The following is an 18,980-nucleotide window of genomic DNA, read 5'->3' as shown; positions in this document are numbered from 1 at the left end:
ATGCTTTCCGTCACCGGCGTGTCCAAGCTCTTCCCCGGCGTGAAGGCGCTGTCCGACGTGGACTTCACCGCCCGCGCCGGGGAGGTGCACGCCCTCGTCGGCGAGAACGGCGCGGGCAAGTCGACCCTGATCAAAGTACTGACCGGCGTCTACCAGCCGGACTCCGGCGAGGTCGTCCACAACGGCTCGCCGGTCCGCTTCACCACACCGCTGCAGGCCCAGCAGGCGGGCATCTCCACCATCTACCAGGAGGTCAACCTCGTCCCGCTGATGAGCGTGGCGCGCAACCTCCTCCTCGGCCGTGAACCACGCGGCCGACTCGGTCTGATCGACTTCCGCCGGATGCACCGGGAGGCCGACGAGGCGCTGCGGGGCCTCGGCATCCGGGTCGACGTGAGCCGGCCGCTGCGTGAACTGGGCGTCGGCGCCCAGCAGATGGTGGCCCTCGCGCGGGCCGTCGCCATCGACGCCCGGGTCGTCATCATGGACGAGCCCACCTCCTCGCTCGAACCGCGCGAGGTGCGCACCCTCTTCGACGTGATCGGCATGCTCCGCGAGCGCGGCATCGCGGTGGTCTACGTGAGCCACCGCATGGACGAGCTGTACGAGATCTGCGACGCCGTCACCGTGCTGCGTGACGGCCGGGTGGTGCACACCGGGCGGCTCGCCGACCTCGACCGGCTGCGGCTGGTCTCGCTGATGCTGGGCCGGGAGATCGGCGAGGTGCGCAGCGAGGGACTGACCAAGTTCACCGGCTCGCACCAGGCGGCGGCCGAACCGGTGCTGCGCGCCGAGGACTTGACGGTCCGTCATCAGCTCCACGGCGTGTCGCTGTCCATCCGTCCGGGTGAGGTGGTGGGCCTGGGCGGACTCCTCGGCTCGGGCCGCAGTGAGACCGCGCGGGCGATCGCGGGGGCGTTGCCGGCCGACTCCGGCCGGGTGTCGGTCGGCGGCGCGCCCGTGCGTACCGGCTCCACCCCGGCGGCGATCCGCGCCGGTATCAGCCTGCTGCCCGAGGACCGTAAGGCGGAAGGCATCTCGCCCGGCCTCTCGGTACGGGAGAACATCGCGCTGGCCGCCCTTCCCGGGCTCTCCCGGTTCGGTCTGGTGGACAACGCCCGGGTCGACAAGGTCGTCGACACGTTCGTGAAGCGGCTGCGCATCAAGTCCGCGGGCCCGCACCAGAAGGTCGGCGAGCTGTCCGGCGGCAACCAGCAGAAGGTGCTGCTGGCCCGCTGGCTCGCCATGCACCCGAAGGTGCTGCTTCTCGACGAGCCCACCCGGGGCATCGATGTGGGAGCCAAGGCGGAGGTCCAGTCCCTCATCGACGAACTCGCCGAGGAGGGACTGGCCGTGCTGCTGATCTCCTCGGACACCGAGGAGCTGATCGAGGGCAGTGACCGGATCATCGTCCTCAAGGACGGGGTGGTGGTCGACGAGCTGACCGGCGACGCCGTCACCGAGGACGCGCTGATGCGGGCCATCGCCGCCGAGTCCCCGGCGCCCCCGGACTCCGCAGAACTCTCCAAGTCGCCCGACTTCCCCCAGTCCCCAGGATCCGCCGGGAGCGCCCCATGACCGACCTGACGCTCACCCGCGGTCAGGTGGACCGCGAGCGGCTGCTGCGCCTGCTCCAGGAGTACGGCGTCTACGCGGGCGTCGTGGCACTGCTCGCCTTCAACTTCGTCTTCACCTCGAACTTCGTCTCGGCGGAGAACTTCCGCACCCAGGCCGTCCAGGTCGCGCCGGTCCTCATCGTCGCGCTCGGCATGGCACTGGCGATCGGCACCGAGGGCGTCGACCTGTCGGTGGGCTCGGTGATGGCCCTGTCCACCTCGCTGCTGTCCCTGTATCTCGGCTACGGCCCGTGGATGGCCGTCCTCATGGCGGTGGCGGGCGGCATCGTGATCGGCCTGGCGAACGGTTCGCTGATCGCCTTCCTGGGGGTCCAGCCGATCGTCGCCACGCTGGCCCTCATGGTCGCCGGACGCGGGATCGCCCTGGTGCTGCTCCCGCAGCTGGAGGACGTACGCGATCCGGGGATGGCGTCGCTCGGTTCCGGTGACGTGCTGGGCGTGCCGTATCTGGTCCTCATCGCGGCGGCCCTGGCGTTGCTGGTGGCCTTCGTGGTGCGACGCACCACCTTCGGGCGCCAGCTGCTCGCCGTCGGCGACAGCAGGCCGGCGGCCCGTCTCGCGGGGCTGCCCGTGCGCCGCATCCTCATCGTGGTGTACGCGTGCTCCGGCGCGCTGGCCGCGGTGGCGGGCGTCCTCGCCACCGCCCGGCTGACGGCCAGCGATCCCACCTCGCTGGGCAACCTCATGGAACTGTCGGCGATCACGGCGGTGGTCGTCGGCGGCACTCCCCTGTCCGGGGGTCGGATACGCATCGGCGGCACGGTCGCCGGGGCCGTCCTGATCCAGCTGCTGACCACCACGCTCATCAAGCACGACCTGCAACCGTCGTGGACGCAGATGGCCCAGGCCGTGGTGATCATCGCCGCCGTCTACGCGGCCCGTGAACGGGGGAAGCGATGACCGTCGAGACCACAGAGGCCGAGCTGCAGCCGGCCTCCGCCCGGCAGGGCCCCGACAAGGCCGACGCCCCGAGCCGTGCCGAGCGATTCAGCGCCCTCGCCCAGCAGCACGGCGCCCTGGTCACCCTCCTGGTGGCCATGGTCGCGGCGTCGCTGAGCTTCGACACCTTCCTGACCGGTGACAACCTGGAGAACATGGCGCTGTCCTCGGCCTTCCTCGCCGTGGTCGCGCTGGGCATGACGTTCGTCATCGTCACCGGCGGGATCGACCTGTCGGTCGGCTCGCTCTTCGCCCTCGGCGGAGTACTGGCGGCCTGGGGCTCGCAGTACGGCACGGCTGTGGCCCTCCTGCTCCCGCTCGCGGTGTGCGGGCTGATCGGAGTCGTCAACGGCCTGCTCATCGCCCGGTCGGGGCTGGCCCCCTTCATCGTCACGCTGGCCGCCATGCTCGGGGCGCGCGGCATCCTGCTGGCGATCACCGACGAGGGCTCACGCACCTACCTCGTCGACAAGGACTCGTTCTTCGCGACCCTCGGACAGGGCTCGCTGCTCGGCATCGGCGTACCGATATGGATCACGGTGGCCCTGTTCATACTGGGCGCGGTCGTCCTGCGGCTCACCCGGTTCGGGCAGTACGTGTACGCGGTCGGCGGCAACGAGGACGCGGCGGCCCTGATGGGTGCCCCCGTGGCCCGTACGAAGATCGCCGTGTACGCCCTGTCGGGGCTGTGCGCCGGTCTCGCGGGGGCGCTCAACGCGTCCTGGCTGGTGTCGGGCGTGACGATCCTCGGGTCCGGCATGGAGCTGGAGGCCATCTCGGCGGTCGTCATCGGCGGCACCCTGCTCTCCGGCGGCTTCGGCTTCGTCAGCGGTTCGCTGGTCGGTGTGCTGCTGCTGAAGGTGATCCAGAACGTCATCAACCAGATCGGGTCCCTGGACTCCGCGTACCAGCAGGTGGTCAGCGGGGCCTTCCTCGCCGTGGTCGTGGTGGCCCAGACATGGCTGGGGCGCAGGCGCCGGGTGCTGTGACCGCCTCGCCCGGGCGGTGCCGGGCGCTGTGAACGGCCCCACCCGGGCGGCTTCGATGCCGCCCGGGTGGGGCCGGCGGCATGTCCGGGGCCGGGTAACGGCCGCCGGCGCGCTTCCGCAGGAGCGCACCGGGCCTCGTGCGCAAGCCCTCACGGCTACCTGGTGTCCACCCGCTGTTCCAGGGCATTCGGATCCCCGGGAGGAGTTGCCAGCCTCCGCCTTCCCGGCATTTCCTCGTCGTCCCTTCGGACGACCCATATGAGAGGCTTTATCACGTGCGTACCGTGGGAGTGGAAGAAGAACTTCTCCTGGTCGATCCCGAGACAGGAGAACCCCAGGCGCTGTCCGCCGCGGTACTCGCCCGGGCCGCCAGGGACGATCCGTCGGAGGAGACGTTCGAGAAGGAACTGCACACCCAGCAACTCGAATTCGCCACTCACCCGCAGGCGGACATGACCGAACTCGGCGCCGAGATAGTCCGCTGCCGGAAGGAGGCGGCACGTGTCGCGGGGGACATCGGTGCCACTGTCGTCGCGCTCGCCACGTCTCCCCTGCCGGTCAGGCCCTCGGTCAGCATGAGTCCCCGTTACCAGTGGATGATCGAGGAATTCGGTCTGCCGGCCCAGGAGCAGCTCGTCTGCGGCTGCCACATCCATGTGTCGGTGGAATCCGACGACGAGGGCGCCGCGGTGCTCGACCGTATTCGCCCCTGGCTGTCCGTGCTGACCGCGCTCAGCACCAACTCCCCCTTCTGGCAGGGCAAGGACAGCCTCTACAGCAGTTACCGCAGCCGCGTGTGGATGCGCTGGCCCATGGCCGGCCCCACGGAACTCTTCGGCACCGCAGACGCCTACCACCGACGGGTCGACGACATGGTCGCCACGGGGGTTCTGAAGGACAGGGGCATGGTCTATTACGACGCGCGGATCGCCGAGCGGTACCCCACCGTCGAGATCCGTGTGTCGGACGTCTGCCTGGAGGCGAGCACCGCGACCCTGCTCGCCACCCTCACCCGTGGACTCGTCGAGACGGCGGCACGCGAGTGGCGTGCGGGAGCCGCCCCGGCGGCGCACCCCGTGGAGCTGTTGCGCCTGGCCGCCTGGCGGGCCGCACGGTCGGGTCTTGAGGATGACCTGCTGCACCCCGTGACCATGCGGCCGGCACCGGCCCAGGACGTGGTCCGCGCGCTGCTGGACCATGTCGGCCCCGCCCTGGACGACAGTGGTGACACCGACCGGGTGCACACCGCCGCGGCGGAACTGCTGCGGGACGGCAACGGCGCCCGGGTCCAGCGGCAGATCCTGGAGCGGACCGGAAGCCTGGGGGACGTGGTCACGGAGTGCGTGCGGCGCACGCAGACCTGAGCGCTAGGATCACGCCCAAGGGCGGGGTCGTAGCACAGAGGTAGTGCGCCGCGACGACATCTCGGAGGACGCCGGTTCGAATCCGGCCGCCCCGCCCCCTTTCCCGCGTCAGCGCATGACGCAGTGCGTGACACAGTCCATGACTCAGTGCATGACCGCTTCACCGCATGGCCGGCTCAGTGCACGGCCGACTCAGTGCACGGTCGCCCGGGTGGGGCCGTCGTCCAGGAAGCCGCCTGACTGGTGCTGCCAGAGCTTGGCGTAGGCGCCTGCCGAGGCGAGCAGTTCCTGGTGGGTGCCCTGTTCGACGATGCGCCCTCGGTCCAGGACCACGAGCCGGTCCATGGTGGCGACCGTACTGAGCCGGTGCGCCACCACGAGCGCCGTCCGCCCCTCCATGAGCCTCCACAGCGCCTCCTGGACCAGGACCTCGCTCTCGGAGTCCAGGGCGCTGGTGGCCTCGTCGAGCAGCAGGATCGGCGCGTCGCGCAGGATCGCCCTGGCGAGCGCGACCCGCTGGCGCTGTCCGCCCGACAGCTTCACCCCGCGCTCGCCCACCATGGTGTCGAAGCCGTTCGGCAAGGCGTCGGCGAACTCGGTGACGTGCGCGATCCCGGCCGCGCGCCGGATCTCCCGGTCCGTGGCGTCCGGGCGGGCGAACGCGATGTTGTCCCGCAGCGAGCGGTGGAACATCGCCGGATCCTGCGGCACATAGGCGATGAGGCTGCGCAGCTCGGCCTGGCGCAGCCTGCTGATGTCCTGTCCCCCGATCAGGATCCGGCCCGCGTCGAGGTCCGTCATCCTCAGCAGCAGCCGGCTGAGGGTGGTCTTGCCGCCGCCCGACCGGCCGACGAGACCGATCTTCGTCCCGCTGGGCACAGCCAGTTCGAGCCCTTCGAAGAGAGGTCCCGCCCCCGCGTGGGCGAAGGTCACCTCTTCGAAGTGGACGTCGGCGGCCTGGGACAGCAACGGCTCGGGCGGCACCGGGTCCAGCACGGTCGGCGGCATCAGCAGCAGTTCGGTGAACTGCCCCGCCTCCGTCATCGAACTCTCCAGCCGGCGGTACACCTGATTGAACTCGAACATGATCCGCGTCGCGTTCGAGTAGTACGTGAAGGCCACCACGACCGCCTCCACACCGTGCCCGCCGCCGGCGAGGGCGACCGCGAGCAACAGGCCCAGCACGTTGGTGAGTACGGACAGGGGTGCGACCAGCGTGTCGATGCGCAGGTTGCCGTAGTCCCACGCCCGGAGGGTGAGCCGCCGTGACTCGGCCACCCGGGACCGGTGTTCGGCGGCTTCGCGTTCCTCGGCCGCGAACGCGCGGACCGTGTCCATGTTCATCAGGCTGTCGGCGACATGGCCCGACACCCGGGCGATCGCCTCCTCGCGCCTGTCGACCAGCGCCTGGCGGCGGCGGATGAGCGGCACCACGCACAGCGCGGTCAGCACGAGCATCGTCAACAGGCCGACGACGAGCAGCGGTTCGTACCGCCAGAGGATCACCGATCCGAACGCGAGGGGCACCACCCGGCCCACCACCTGGAACGTCAGCGTGTCGACGAACTCCTCGAACCGGGAGGCGAAGCTCAGCACCCGCTTGGTCAGCGACCCGGCGAAGTTGTCGTGGAAGAAGGCCGCGTCCTTGGCGAACAGCTCGTCCATGCCGATCACGTACAGGCTCTCGATGCCTCGGGCGGCCAGCCGGTTCAGGCAGTGCAGGCCCAGCCGCCACAGCGCCTCCCCGAGCAACAGGACGCCGGCGAAGGCGAGGACGTAGGGGAGGGCCTCGGTGAGGGTGATGCCGCCTTCGGTGGCGATCCTCGCGACGAGTTTCGCGACGATGAGCGGCGCCACGTAGTTGATGCCTATGTTGCCCAGGGCCGGCAGCAGCATGGCCGGCACCGAGAACGGTTTCAAGCGGGCCAACTCCCGCCCGTAGTGACGAAGTGCCAGAAGCACCGCGCCCCTGCGTGGTTGAACCCTGTGTGTTTCAGGCGTTCCCATCCCACCCCCGGGTGGTCGTAGGGCGGCCCGTCGCCCGTTTCTCCGGTGAATCTCCGTTGCCGCACGCCGACAACAGCGGAGAGGACGGGTGGGCCGGAACTGGAATTGTCCCGCGACGGCACACGATGAGTCCAAGTGTTTTGCGGCCCGTACACCCGTACGCAGGTGCGAAGTCGGTGACCGGCCTCCCCTTCCGTCAACGGCGTGCCACGGCCCTCACACCACGCGGGAGGCACACAGGGAAGTGCGGGCCTACAGTGCGACCGAGAGTCCGTACACGTACGAGTGGGGGATACGACGTGGTGCACACACTTGTCATCGGTGGCGGGATCGCCGGCACGGCTGCCGCGCTGGCTCTGCACAAGGCGGGTTCGGACGTCACCGTGTACGAGGCTCATCCCGACTCGGCCGAGGACATCGGGGCGTTCCTCACCCTCGCGAGCAACGGCATGCGGGCCCTCGCCCAGATCGACGCCTCCGCCGCGGTCACGGCCGTCGGCTTCCCCCTGCGTTCCATGCGTGTCCTCGACGACACGGGCGCCACGGTGGCCCATGTGCCGCTCGGCGAGGCCCACGACCCGCTCCTGCGGTACCGGTGCCTGCACCGCGGCGAACTCGCCTCCGCGCTGCAGGCGGAGGCCGCCCGCCGGGGCATCGGCATCCGGCACGGAGCGCGGCTCGCGTCCGTCCAGGACACCCCGGACGCGGTCACCGCGCACTTCACCGACGGCAGCACCGCGACCGGTGACCTGCTCGTCGGGGCGGACGGGCTGAACTCCGTCGTACGGCACGGGTTCGCCCCTGCCGTACAGCCCCGTTACGCGGGACAGCGCGTCTTCTACGGCTACTCCGACGACCCGCTCCTGGCCGAGGAGAACGCCGGGGAGAGCGAGCGCATCACCATGGTGCGGGGCAGCGCGACCTCCTTCGGCCACGCGGTGTCGCCGGCCGGGGAGACGTACTGGTTCGCGCGCGTGGCCGGTGAGCCCCTGGCCGCCGAGGAGATCGCCCACGGCACCCCCGGCCACTGGCGCGAGCTGCTGCTGCCGCTGCTGCGTGGGGACACCACCCCTGCCGCGGGTGTCGTCGCGGCCACCACCGACCGCCTCATGGTCACCAACGCCACGGAGATCCCCACCGGTACACCGTGGCGCTCCGGCCGCGTCCTCACCATCGGTGACGCGGCCCACGCGGCCTCCCCCGCGACCGGGCAGGGAGCCTCGATGGCCCTGGAGGACGCCGTCGTCCTCGCGAAGTGCCTGCGCGACGCACCCGATACCGAGACCGCGCTCACCCTGTACGAGTCACTACGTCGTCCGCGCGTCGAGGACAACATCACCACCAGCGGCAACATCTCCCGCGGCACTCCCCCGTCGTCCCGTCCGGGCCGGGGAGCCCCCGCGTCACGGCCGGGCGACGACGACCTCGTACGGCACCTGGACTGGCACACGGACCTGTGGGCCACCTCATGAACGGCACCGGATACGGATGTGTGTTGACACCTTGCTGCACCGTCACGGAGGTACGCACCAGGAACAGCCCGTTCCCCACGTGCGTACTATCTCTACACTGGCGCAAAGCGCGTAGGTGTGTCCTTCGGACGGACCAGCCCTGACAGACACCATCCCGCCCTCAACTCGCGTACGGACATGTCTTTCCTTTTTGCACATGTGCCGGCGGACCGAGAAAGGCTCCACATATGTCTGACAACCAGATCTCCACCACAGAACTCACCTCGCAGTACATCGCACAGGTGACCAGCGACCTGGAGCGCAACAGCAAGGAGCAGGAGCGCATCGCGACGGACATCGCGGCCCTCCAGGAGCAGTTGCTGGCTCTGCAGCACGACCACACGGTGCTGGTGAACATGCACCAGGCGCTCGGTGGCACGAGCCCCGCCACCGGCACCGCCGCGGCGGTGCCCTCCGTGCCGAGTCAGTCCTCCGCCCGGACCAAGCAGCCCAAGGAAGCCAAGGACGTCAAGGACGTCAAGGACGTCAAGGACGTCAAGGCGGCCAAGCCGAAGAAGGCGACTGCCACGGGCGCGGCGAAGAAGGCCGAGGCCAAGAAGCCCGAGCCCAGGAAGACCGCGGCGAAGGCAGCGAAGACCACCGCGCAGCCGAGCCTCGTCGACCTGATCCGCGGTCACCTCGAAGCACAGAAGGAGCCGCGCTCCGCCGCCGAGATCACCACCGCGCTCACCGCGGCCCACCCGGAGCGCACCATCAAGACCACCGTCGTGCGCACCACCCTCGAAAACCTGGTCGCCAGGAGCAGCGCCCACCGCAACAAGCAGGGCTCCTCGGTCTTCTACACCGCCACCACCGAGGCCCCCGCCGCGGCCGAGCCCGCCGCCGCGGCCGGCTGACCGTCCCTGTCGGCGCCCGGCCCCCAGGCTGCCGGCACGCTCACTGGCGCCCGTTCGCGTACGCCATTGCGTGCCGGGGCCGCCGACGGCACGAGGCGTCCGCGGCCGGTCACGACGCCGTCCGCCCGGGGTGCGGCGGGCTGAACTCGTCCGCCAGCAGACCCAGCATGACCACGTCGTGATGCCCGCCGTCGAAGAACACATGCTCGCGCAGCCGCCCCTCCTCGACGAAACCGAGTCCACGGTGCAGTGCCAGCGAGGCCTCGTTGCGTGCGAAGACCCGCGCCTGGCATTTGTGGAAGCGCCGGCGTGGTGCGAGCCGACCACACCGACCGGCTGTCCCGTGTTGAGGGCCTCGACCACCAGGGTGAAGCAGTCACCGTCGGCCCCGGGCCTGCGTCGGGGCCGTTGTCAGTGGTGGCAGGCAGGATGGCCCTCATGACCTCACCAGTTGCAGTGATCGTGGATGCCGTCGCCTACGCACAGGCCGTCGAGGACGCCGTGAAGGCGTCGGCCGCCTACTACACGGGCGGCACCTCGCCGATGGACGACGACACCTACGACCGGCTCGTGCGCGCCATCACCGTGTGGGAGGCGGAGCATCCCGACGAGGTGCTGCCCGGCTCGCCGACCGGGAAGGTCGCCGGCGGCGCCGTGGACGGCGATGTGCCGCACACGGTGGCGATGCTGAGTCTGGACAACGTGTTCTCGGCGGACGAGTTCACCGCCTGGACGGCGTCGCTGGCCCGGCGCGTCGGCCACGACGTGGAGCGGTTCAGCGTCGAACCGAAGCTGGACGGCCTGGCGATCGCCGCCCGTTACACCGCCGGCCGCCTGGAGCGGCTGATCACCCGTGGGGACGGGACGGCCGGGGAGGACGTCTCGCACGCGATCGGCACCGTCGAGGGCCTGCCGGAGGTCCTGGCCGAGCCGGTGACGGTGGAGGTGCGCGGTGAAGTCCTGATGACCACGGCGCAGTTCGAGCACGCCAACGAGGTGCGCACCGCGCACGGCGGCCAGCCGTTCGCGAATCCGCGCGGCGCCTCGGCGGGCACCCTGAGAGCCAAGGAGCGTGCCTACACCGTGCCGATGACGTTCTTCGGCTACGGTCTGCTGCCCCTGCCGGACACGGACGCCGAACTGGCCGGGCGGCTGCGCGAGCTGTCCCACAGCGAGCTGATGGACCGTGCCGCCGGGCTCGGGGTGAACACCACCGCGGGCACCGCCGTGCCCGGCACCACCGCCGAGACGGCCGAGCAGGTCCTGGCCCGGGTGCGGGAGATCGCCGCGCTGCGCGCCTCCCTGCCGTTCGGCATCGACGGGATCGTCATCAAGGCCGACCTGGCCGCCGACCAGCAGACCGCCGGATCCGGTTCACGCGCCCCGCGCTGGGCCATCGCCTACAAACTGCCTGCCGTGGAGAAGATCACCCGGCTCCTTGAAGTCGAGTGGAACGTGGGCCGCACCGGCATCATCGCCCCGCGCGCCGTCCTCGAACCGGTCGTCATCGACGGGGCCACCATCACCTACGCCACCCTGCACAACCCGGCCGACATCACCCGGCGCGACCTGCGCCTGGGTGACCACGTCATGGTCCACCGGGCCGGTGACGTCATCCCCCGGATCGAAGCCCCCGTCGCCCATCTGCGCACGGGTGACGAACAGCCCATCGTCTTCCCCGAGGTGTGCCCGCGGTGCGGGAGCGGCATCGACACCGGAGAACAGCGCTGGCGCTGCGAGAACGGCCGCAACTGCCATCTGGTCGCCTCCCTGTCGTACGCGGCCGGCCGTGATCAGCTCGACATCGAGGGCCTCGGCCACACCCGCGTCGTCCAGCTCGTCGAGGCCGGCCTGGTCACCGATCTCGCGGATCTGTTCACCCTCACCCGTGACCAGCTCCTGAAGCTGGAGAGGATGGGCGAGACGAGCACCGACAACCTCCTCGCGGCGCTCACCACGGCCAAGGGACGCCCGCTCTCCCGGGTGCTGTGCGCGCTCGGTGTACGGGGCACGGGGCGGTCGATGTCCCGGCGCATCGCCCGTCACTTCGCCACCATGGACCACGTCCGCGCGGCCGACGCCACGTCGATGCAGCAGGTCGAGGGCATCGGTACGGAGAAGGCCCCGTCCATCGTCTCGGAACTCGCCGAACTGGCCCCGCTCATCGACAAGCTCGTAGCCGCCGGGGTGAACATGACCGAGCCCGGCGCCACTCCCCCGAGCGCACCGACCGCCGAGGACGCCGAGGGTGTCTCGGGCAGCGCCCAGGACACCGAGGGCTCGACGGGCTCAGGGAGCCCTGAGGATGCGGGAGGTTCGCAGGGGTCGGCGCCGGCGGGCGGGCCGCTCGCCGGGATGACGGTGGTGGTGACCGGCGCGATGACCGGCGCACTGGAGAAGCTCAGCCGCAACCAGATGAACGAACTCATCGAACGGGCCGGCGGCCGCTCCTCCTCCAGCGTCTCCAAGAAGACCACCCTGGTGGTGGCGGGAGAGGGCGCCGGATCCAAGCGCGCCAAGGCCGAGACCCTCGGCATCCGCCTCGCCACCCCCGACGAGTTCGCCGCGCTCGTCACCGACCACCTCGAACAGCCCGCTCAGTAGTCCACCCCGGCCCGGCCGCACGCCATGTGCCCGGCCGGGGCCGGTGGCGCGAGGGCGGGCCGCCGTGACAGGCTCTGCGTCGCTCGTGAACAGGCTGTTGGTGAGGGGAAATCCGTGGACACGCAGACGTGGGACGCACTGGTCACATCGATGAAGAACGCGTACACCGCGGATCTGGCTCAGGGGAGAGCGCCCCGCCCGGTCATCATGCCGCTGGTCCGCGGCGAACTGGTGGGACTCATCTGGCTGCGCCCGGCGACGACCGGCGAGGACGCCATGACCGCGATCGTCGAGCTGTCGAACGTCGCCGCGGCGGCGGGCGCGGACGAGGTCGTGCTCGCCTGGGACACCCAGAACGTCGCGGCCGAATGCGGGCTCCCGGTCATCGGCCCGGCACCCTGCCTGAACCTGGTGCACGCCACGAAGGACGGCCACGTACTGCACCAACTCCCCTGCACGCACCAGCCCGTGGACTCCTCGCCCGAGGGCGCGGACACGGCCGAGCCCCGGTGGCTCCCCGCCCCGGGACCGCAGCCGGGCGGCGAGCTCGCCCCGCCCATCCAGGCCGCCCTCACGTACTCCTTCACCCCGCTCGACCTCGACCACCCCTCCCCCTTCGGCGTCACCGTCCTCCTCATGGAGGACGACGGCTACGCCGTCCACCTCACCGATGCCTTCACCCCCTGACCCAGGTGTCCCGCGCGCCGCCTCCAGGTTCGTCGCAGGGGTGGTACGCGGGGGTTCCACGCAAGAGTGGCGGCCGGTTGCCGTGGTTGTCCGCCCGTGGCGGGGTATACGGAGCTGTGCACGGACCGCACCACCGCCCCCGGCCCAGGAGTAGAGCCATGGCAGGCATCATGAACAAGATCAAGCAGTTCGCCCGGAGCCCGCAGGGACGGCGCACCATCGAGCAGGCACGCCGCGCCTCCGCCGATCCGCGACGTCGCGCCCAGGCCCAGCGACTGCTGGGCAAGCTGCGCGGCCGACGCTGACCTCGATCGGGCGGCCCGGCCCCGACCAACGCGAAGACCCCACCCGTGCAACACGGGTGGGGTCTTTGTTGAGCGCCGGGCAGGCCTTGCACCTGCATTTCCCCGCAGGAAGCGGGGCGTCTTTCCTTGGACCACCGACGCGAGACGGGCCCGCACTCGGCGGCTCGCTCAAGATCGAGTCTAGCAGCATCGGCGCCCCACTCTGCACACGCGTGCGATGTGAAGATGTGAAGGCGCAGAACACATTTCCGTTTGCCGAACGCAGAGCCGGATACCCGGTGTTCATGGCTGGAGCGAACAACAAAACCACGAACGGACAGTCGCCCACCGCGCATGCGCGAGCGGCGAAGACCACCGTGACCGAAGGTGCCACGGCGCCCGCGAAGGAGTCACAGAAGGCCGCAACCGAGGCGGTGAAGAACGCCGGGGACGCTGCCGGGGCCGTCGGCCGTGGCAGCAGGGAAGCCCTGGTGAACCTCGGCGGAGTCGCGTCGCAGAAGGCCAAGGAGACGGCCAGGACGGTGCAGGGCGGTGTTTCCACGGCCGCTCAGCAGACAGTCGGGAAGGCCGGCCTTGTCTGGACCCTCCTGAAGGCCAGGAAGCTCGTCGCGGCCGGCGCCGGCGCGGGGACCGCTGCGGTGGTCCTCTGCTCCTACACCGTGGGCCGGCGTGCCGGTCTGCGGCAGCGAGGCCCGCTTTCCCGTCTCAGTGGCGGTCGTCTCTGAGCAACAGGACGCCGCCAAGGCACCTGCTCGCAGGCCCGTCGGAGCTTCTGCTCCGGCGGGCCTGCTGGCGTGCGGCCGTCCCGCACTCTGTCCCGCACTCCCCCCGGTCCGGGGTGAGTGACCGTGACCGGAACCTGATCACCGTGCCGTGCGTCGTTAGGGGCACGTCGTGCTCATGACGTGAGCCGAAGAACGGTTCCGGAACGGATACGGGATCCCGGGACGGAACAGGGACCCCCGTACGGGGCGGGACGGATACGGGTGGGGCTTGGTGGAGCGGATCGCGAACGGCAGTGCGGCGACGGGGACGAAAGCCGCGGCGCCCGTCCGATGGCACCGGAGACTCCCCTGGCGGCGCCTCTTTCAGCGGCCTTGGGGCCCGGACGCGGACGGCCGGTCGTCCTCCTGGGCGCGTGGGCGTGTGCTCGCGGCGCTCGCCGTACTGACCGCCGCCCTGCTGGCCTTCCACTCGGTCGTGCCCAATACGGTGGGCCGCTTCGGCAGCCTGCTGGAGACGTTCCTGCCCTGGCTCGGTATGGCCGTACTCCTGTTGCTGCTTCTCGCCCTGCTGCGCCGCTCGGCCAGCGCGCTGGTGGCCCTGGTGCTGCCGACGGCCGTGTGGGGGCTGTCGTTCGGCGGACGCCTCCTGCCCGAGGACCGCGGCGCACACGACCTCACGGCGGTCCAGCACAACGTCAGTGATGTGAACACCGATCCCGCGGGCACCGCGGCCGCCCTGATCGAGACCGCACCGGATCTCGTCGCCCTGGAAGAGCTGACCCCCGACGCGTTGCCTGCCTACGAGAAGGCCCTGGCACCGGACTACCCCCACCACGCGGTCGAGGGAACGGTCGGACTCTGGTCGAGGCATCCCCTGTCGGACGTTCGCCGGGTGGACATCAGACCGGCCGCGATCGAGGAGGGCTGGAGCCGCGGGATGCGGTCCACGGCCCGCACTCCGTGGGGCGACATCGCGGTGTACGTCGCCCACCTGCCCTCGGTCCGCCTCGGCTGGAACGGTCTCGGTTCCGGTGCGCGGGACGAGAGCGCCGGCCTGCTGGGAGATGCCCTCGCCACCGAGAGGCTGGACAGGGTGATCCTGCTCGGTGACCTCAACAGCACCCTGGACGACCGGGGTCTGGATCCGGTGACCTCACGGATGGACCGTACGGACTCGGCGCGGCAGGCCTTCGCCTTCAGCTGGCCGGCTTCCTTCCCCGTGTCCCGGATCGACCAGGTCCTGGCCCGCTCGGCCACCGTGACGAACGTACGGACCCTGCCCGCCACCGGCAGCGACCACCTCCCCCTCGCCGTCGACATCAGGCTTGAGCGCGGCTCCGACGGCTCCCCGCCGCCCCCCTGACCCCCCTTCCCCCCCTGCCCCCCCTGCCCCACGCTCCCCCGCCCGCGTCCCTACGTCTGCTGCAGCGGCTCGTACGCCTCCGCGCCGACGCCGAACGTCCATGCCACGCCCTCGCGGGCCGTGCGGGTCGACGGCGGCACCCTCAGCCAGTAGGTGCGGCTCGTACCGTCCGGCTCCGGTGTGGAGTTGACGACCTCGACCATCACCACGTCCTCGTCGCCGACGAGTTGGACCCGCCACAGCACGCCCGTCTCGTCGCGGTGGACAGGGACCGCGCCTGACTCGTCCAGATAGCGGTCGTACCCGTAGTACTCCAGCATCACGCGGCGCAGTTCGGCGTTCTCCTCGCCGCGGATCCGCTCGGGGGTCAGGCTGGTCAGCTCGTCCAGGAAGTCGCGGGGGACGGGCATGCCCCGCCACGCGTACAACTCGAACCCGTCCGCGTAACCCAGGGCCGGGCCGTCGCCTCGGTCCAGGCGTCCGGCTTCGTCGCGGTGCAGGGTCAGGGGGCGCTCGCTGACGACCGCCACCTTCTCGTAGGGCCACCACCAGCCCGCGTGGCGCGCGACCGCGGCCAGACCCTCCAGAGGGCTCCCGGCCCCGGAGTCGAACGCGCACAGCCAGGCCGCGTCGTGCTGTCCGAGGGCCGCGTCCAGAAGAAGGAGGCGCACCCGCGTCTCCTCCGCCCGGTCGCCGGCGAGTTCGTCGACGACGCCCGCCCGTACCCGGTCGACCAGGGTGCGGGTGGACTCCCACAGGCCCGCTCCGGTGGCACGCCAGTGGCCGCTCCACCCCTCCGGTCCCAGTTCCCCGTGCAGCCGCGCCCGTTCGGCGGCCCAGGGGGCGCCCAGCACGGCGTCGCGGACGCTCGCCCCGAAGGTGTCCGGCTCCGGGGCGTCCGGACGTGCCGCCGCCATGAGTGTGCGCACCGCCTCGCGGGGTGAGCGTGTCCATACGATCCGCTCCGGTCCGGCCAGACCTGCCCGCCGGTAGGCGAGCCGGACGCCCTCCTCGGCCGCCGCCCGGTCCCCCGGCCCCGTCGCCGCCGCCGTCGCCCGCCAACTGCCCTGCTCCATCAACGCCGTTCCTCTCCCCGAGTACCGTGCCGGGCCGCATCCCCGTGCCGCCCGGTCCTGCGTCGCGCTGTCCGCGCGTGCGATGTGTGTGCCGCTCGTCAGTCGGCGACCATGCGCACCGAGCCCGGCACGTACTCCCGTTGCCGAATCACTCGGTACCAGCCCTTCGGGAGGGAGATCGCCGCGTGTTCCTCGTGGACGACGCGGGCGCCGTCGGGCACGTGCAGCAGCATCGGTCCGAACAGGCCGGCCTCGCGGACGAGCCGTCCGGGACCGACCACCGCGTGGGCGTGGCCGGTGACTTCGCCGAGTGCCAGGACGAGCCTGCCGCGGCCGTCCCGTGGTTCGGACGCCGCGTCGGCCGCGTGCTCCGGCACCGCGCTCTCGGCCAGCGCCACGATCAGGACGTCTCCTTGCCGGTACATGGGTCTCCTCCCGCTGCGGCACACCGTGTGCCAGGGGAACGACCGTAGAGGCGGGCACTGACAATCACCCCCGACCGCAGGTCACACGGCCCGCACGGGACGAGGGGCGCTGTAGGAGGACCCCTGTTCCACACGTTGTCAGTGGGGCTTGGTAGAACTCCGTTACCTGGATGCGGTCGGCGCGCGCCGGGAGTCAGGACCCATGACCGCCGATCCACCGACTTCCGCACGAAGGAGCAGGCGCGCATGACCATCGGTGACCACTTCCAGGAGTTCCACGGCCTGCCGGCCTTCGACTTCCCGGGCCTCGACGACCCGACGCCCGACGCGTCCTCGCTTCCGTCGCCCGAGTCCGTCGCCTGGCGCATCGCGGTGAACTCCTACGACTCCGACGAGCAGTGGGAAGCGGCCTTCGGCCGTTTCACGGCGGCCGTCGACACGGAGCGGGTGCGGGCGATCGTCGTGGGCGCGTGGAGCGACGTGTATGACTCCGCTCCCGACGAGGTGGTCAAGGCGCTGGTGGCGGCCCGGGACCGGCTGCCCGCCCTGCGCGCGCTGTTCGTCGGCGACATCGTGATGGAGGAGGCCGAGATCTCCTGGATCACGCAGGGCGACATGGGCCCGCTCCTCCAAGCCTTCCCCGATCTGGAGGAGTTCGGGGTCCGCGGCGGCAACGGACTGGTCTTCCCCGCCGTCCGTCATGAGCGGCTGCGGAAGCTGACCGTCGAGACCGGCGGCCTGCCCGTCGAAGCGGTGCGCGGCATCGCCGCCAGCGATCTGCCCGACCTCGTCGAACTCGACCTGTGGCTGGGCACGTCCGAGTACGGCGGGGACTCCGACATCGCCGACCTCGAACCCTTCTTCGCGGGCACCAGGCTGCCCTCCCTCACCAGGCTCGCCCTGCGCAACAGCGAGATCCAGGACGCCATCTGCTCGGCCCTCGCGTCCGCCCCCGTGGTGGCACGCCTGGAGGAGCTCGACGTCTCGATGGGCGTGCTCACCGACGACGGCGCGACGGCACTGCTCACCGGCCAGCCGTTGACGCACCTCAAGAAGCTCGACCTCCACCACAACTACCTCAGCCCCGCCCTGAGCACACGACTGCTGGAGACCCTCGAACCCGCGGGCGTGATCGTCGACACCGACAAGGAAGACGCCGAGGACGACGAGGACGACGACGGCGAGGTCTGGCGTTTCGTCGCGGTGGGCGAGTAGCGCGCCGCGAAGTCCGGACCAGGGAGGGGGAACGGCATGGGCCGTACGGAATCGGCGGACGCCCCGCCGAAGTGGGTGGTCGTCGCCAACGGGGACAACCGCAGGGTGGAACTGTTCACCACGGCCGCCGAGGCCGCCGGCCACGGCACGCCCCGGGTCGTCGAGTGGCTCGACGTCCTGCGCGAGGGCGGGCACGACTTCGCCGACGACGAGATCGTCCGCCTGGACTCCCCCGGTGAGAACGCCGGCGTGGACGCCTTGCTGCGCGGGGTGGACGATCCGACGCGGGTGGAGGGTTCCGCGCGGTGGTACGCGCGGTTCCTGAAGTGCGTGGCCTCGCTGCGCGGCGGAGCCCGGCTTGACGACCCGGCGGAGCTGGCCGTGATGTTCGACAAACGGCTGTGCCACGACCGGCTCGCGCGCGCGGACGTGCCGGTGCCCCCGTCCCCCACTTCCGGCTCCGGCGGCCTCGCACCGGTCCGGGGGTGGTCGGACGTACGGGACGTCATGGCGGCGGCGGGCATGCGGCGTGCCTTCGTCAAACTCGCCCACGGCTCGTCCGCCTCCGGTGTCCTGGCCGTCGAGACCTCCGCTTCGGGCCGGATCCGTGCGACGACATCGGTGGAGCGCGCCGAGGACGGCCGGCTGTACAACTCGCTGCGGGTGCGCCGCTACACGTCGGAGCCGGAGGTCGCCGCGATCGTCGACACGCTGGCACCCGACGGACTGCACGTCGAACGCTGGCTGCCGAAGGCCTCCCTCGGGGGCCGGTCGGCCGATCTGCGCATCGTGGTCGTGGCCGGCCGGGCCACGCACGCCGTGGTCCGCACCAGCCGCTCCCCGCTGACCAATCTCCATCTCGGCGGGACGCGCGGCGATCTGGCCGCCGTGCGCGCGCTGGCGGGTGACCGGTGGGCCACGGCCATCGAGGTGAGTGAGCGGGCCGCCGCCTGTTTTCCCGGCACGCTGTGTGTCGGCGTCGACCTGCTGCCCGCCATCGGCTGGCGCCGCTTCGCCGTCGGCGAGGTCAACGCGTTCGGCGACCTGCTGCCCCGCCTCACCGGCCTGCCGGGCAGCGGGGCGGAGGGCCTGGACACGTACGCCGCGCAGATCGCCGCGGCCGGTGCCTTCTGCCGCGGTCTCGGCCCAGGGCACTCCACGGCGCCCGCGCCGCCTGGCCCACCCGTGTCACCGCATGGCCCGTCCGACCCGCAGTCACTTCACCCGCACCACCCGCCGAGGACAGCCCATGCCACAACCTGACGCCGACCCCGTA

16 protein-coding genes, 1 tRNA gene and 1 pseudogene are annotated in these 18,980 nt (G+C 71.1%); 14 read left to right on the top strand and 4 right to left on the bottom strand.

What is annotated here, in order from left to right; genetic code table 11:
* The 5 genes from IE278_RS00530 (at position 1) to IE278_RS00510 (ending at position 5,025) form a co-directional block, all read left to right on the top strand.
* Positions 1-1,578 (top strand): sugar ABC transporter ATP-binding protein, encoded by a 1,578-nt coding sequence (locus tag IE278_RS00530; protein ID WP_189767565.1) that lies wholly within the window; start codon positions 1-3, stop codon positions 1,576-1,578.
* Entirely contained in the window at positions 1,575-2,537 is a 963-nt protein-coding gene (locus IE278_RS00525) for an ABC transporter permease (protein ID WP_189767564.1), read from the top strand. The genes IE278_RS00530 and IE278_RS00525 overlap by 4 nt, the downstream gene beginning before the upstream one ends.
* A complete protein-coding gene (locus IE278_RS00520; RefSeq protein ID WP_189767563.1) occupies positions 2,534-3,565 on the top strand; it encodes an ABC transporter permease in 1,032 nt (343 codons plus the stop codon). The genes IE278_RS00525 and IE278_RS00520 overlap by 4 nt, the downstream gene beginning before the upstream one ends.
* A 275-nt stretch (positions 3,566-3,840) precedes the next feature.
* Entirely contained in the window at positions 3,841-4,929 is a 1,089-nt protein-coding gene (locus IE278_RS00515) for a glutamate--cysteine ligase 2 (protein WP_189767562.1), read from the top strand.
* 21 nt (positions 4,930-4,950) lie between these two features.
* Positions 4,951-5,025: transfer RNA gene (locus IE278_RS00510), tRNA-Ser, on the top strand.
* 96 nt (positions 5,026-5,121) lie between these two features.
* On the opposite strand, the gene IE278_RS00505 is transcribed toward IE278_RS00510, so the two are convergent.
* Positions 5,122-6,936, bottom strand: a complete 1,815-nt coding sequence (locus IE278_RS00505; protein WP_189767561.1) for an ABC transporter ATP-binding protein — start codon at positions 6,934-6,936, stop codon at positions 5,122-5,124.
* Between the two features lie 299 nt (positions 6,937-7,235).
* On the opposite strand from IE278_RS00505, the gene IE278_RS00500 reads away from it, so the two are divergent.
* Together IE278_RS00500 and IE278_RS00495 are read left to right on the top strand one after the other, a co-directional pair.
* The gene (locus tag IE278_RS00500) at positions 7,236-8,408 is read left to right on the top strand and encodes an FAD-dependent oxidoreductase (RefSeq protein WP_189767559.1); all 1,173 of its coding nucleotides are present in this window, start codon (positions 7,236-7,238) and stop codon (positions 8,406-8,408) included.
* Between the two features lie 227 nt (positions 8,409-8,635).
* Positions 8,636-9,304, top strand: a complete 669-nt coding sequence (locus IE278_RS00495; protein ID WP_189767557.1) for a hypothetical protein — start codon at positions 8,636-8,638, stop codon at positions 9,302-9,304.
* A gap of 109 nt (positions 9,305-9,413) precedes the next feature.
* Here IE278_RS00495 and IE278_RS42005 read toward each other — a convergent pair.
* A pseudogene (locus IE278_RS42005) lies at positions 9,414-9,611 on the bottom strand (GNAT family N-acetyltransferase); the annotation flags it as partial.
* A 131-nt stretch (positions 9,612-9,742) separates the two neighbouring features.
* Here IE278_RS42005 and ligA point away from each other — a divergent pair.
* The 5 genes from ligA to IE278_RS00470 all read left to right on the top strand — a co-directional run bounded on the left by ligA (position 9,743) and on the right by IE278_RS00470 (position 14,988).
* Entirely contained in the window at positions 9,743-11,908 is a 2,166-nt protein-coding gene (gene ligA, locus IE278_RS00490; protein ID WP_189767555.1) for an NAD-dependent DNA ligase LigA, read from the top strand.
* Between the two features lie 114 nt (positions 11,909-12,022).
* Positions 12,023-12,595, top strand: a complete 573-nt coding sequence (locus IE278_RS00485) for a hypothetical protein (protein WP_189767553.1) — start codon at positions 12,023-12,025, stop codon at positions 12,593-12,595.
* 158 nt (positions 12,596-12,753) lie between these two features.
* Positions 12,754-12,900, top strand: coding sequence for a hypothetical protein (locus IE278_RS00480; protein ID WP_189767551.1), 147 nt, complete (start codon positions 12,754-12,756; stop codon positions 12,898-12,900).
* Between the two features lie 227 nt (positions 12,901-13,127).
* Positions 13,128-13,625: a hypothetical protein gene (locus IE278_RS00475; RefSeq protein ID WP_189767549.1), complete on the top strand. Its 498-nt coding sequence runs from the start codon at positions 13,128-13,130 to the stop codon at positions 13,623-13,625.
* A gap of 421 nt (positions 13,626-14,046) precedes the next feature.
* Positions 14,047-14,988, top strand: a complete 942-nt coding sequence (locus IE278_RS00470; RefSeq protein ID WP_213089692.1) for an endonuclease/exonuclease/phosphatase family protein — start codon at positions 14,047-14,049, stop codon at positions 14,986-14,988.
* 50 nt (positions 14,989-15,038) lie between these two features.
* On the opposite strand, the gene IE278_RS00465 is transcribed toward IE278_RS00470, so the two are convergent.
* Complete coding sequence (locus IE278_RS00465; RefSeq protein WP_189767545.1) at positions 15,039-16,064, bottom strand: DUF6745 domain-containing protein; 1,026 nt, start codon at positions 16,062-16,064, stop codon at positions 15,039-15,041.
* Between the two features lie 98 nt (positions 16,065-16,162).
* Entirely contained in the window at positions 16,163-16,489 is a 327-nt protein-coding gene (locus IE278_RS00460) for a DUF8820 family protein (RefSeq protein WP_189767542.1), read from the bottom strand.
* Positions 16,490-16,735: 246 nt separating this feature from the next.
* Between IE278_RS00460 and IE278_RS00455 the strand changes: the two genes are divergently transcribed.
* Both IE278_RS00455 and IE278_RS00450 read left to right on the top strand, forming a co-directional pair.
* The gene (locus tag IE278_RS00455; protein WP_189767539.1) at positions 16,736-17,704 is read left to right on the top strand and encodes an STM4015 family protein; all 969 of its coding nucleotides are present in this window, start codon (positions 16,736-16,738) and stop codon (positions 17,702-17,704) included.
* A 36-nt stretch (positions 17,705-17,740) separates the two neighbouring features.
* Entirely contained in the window at positions 17,741-18,967 is a 1,227-nt protein-coding gene (locus IE278_RS00450) for an STM4014 family protein (RefSeq protein ID WP_189767537.1), read from the top strand.
* The last annotated feature ends 13 nt before the right edge of the window (positions 18,968-18,980 follow it).

Source organism: Streptomyces tauricus (assembly GCF_014650955.1).
Classification (GTDB): Bacteria; Actinomycetota; Actinomycetes; order Streptomycetales; family Streptomycetaceae; genus Streptomyces; species Streptomyces tauricus.
This window is presented reverse-complemented; position numbering and strand designations above follow the sequence as displayed.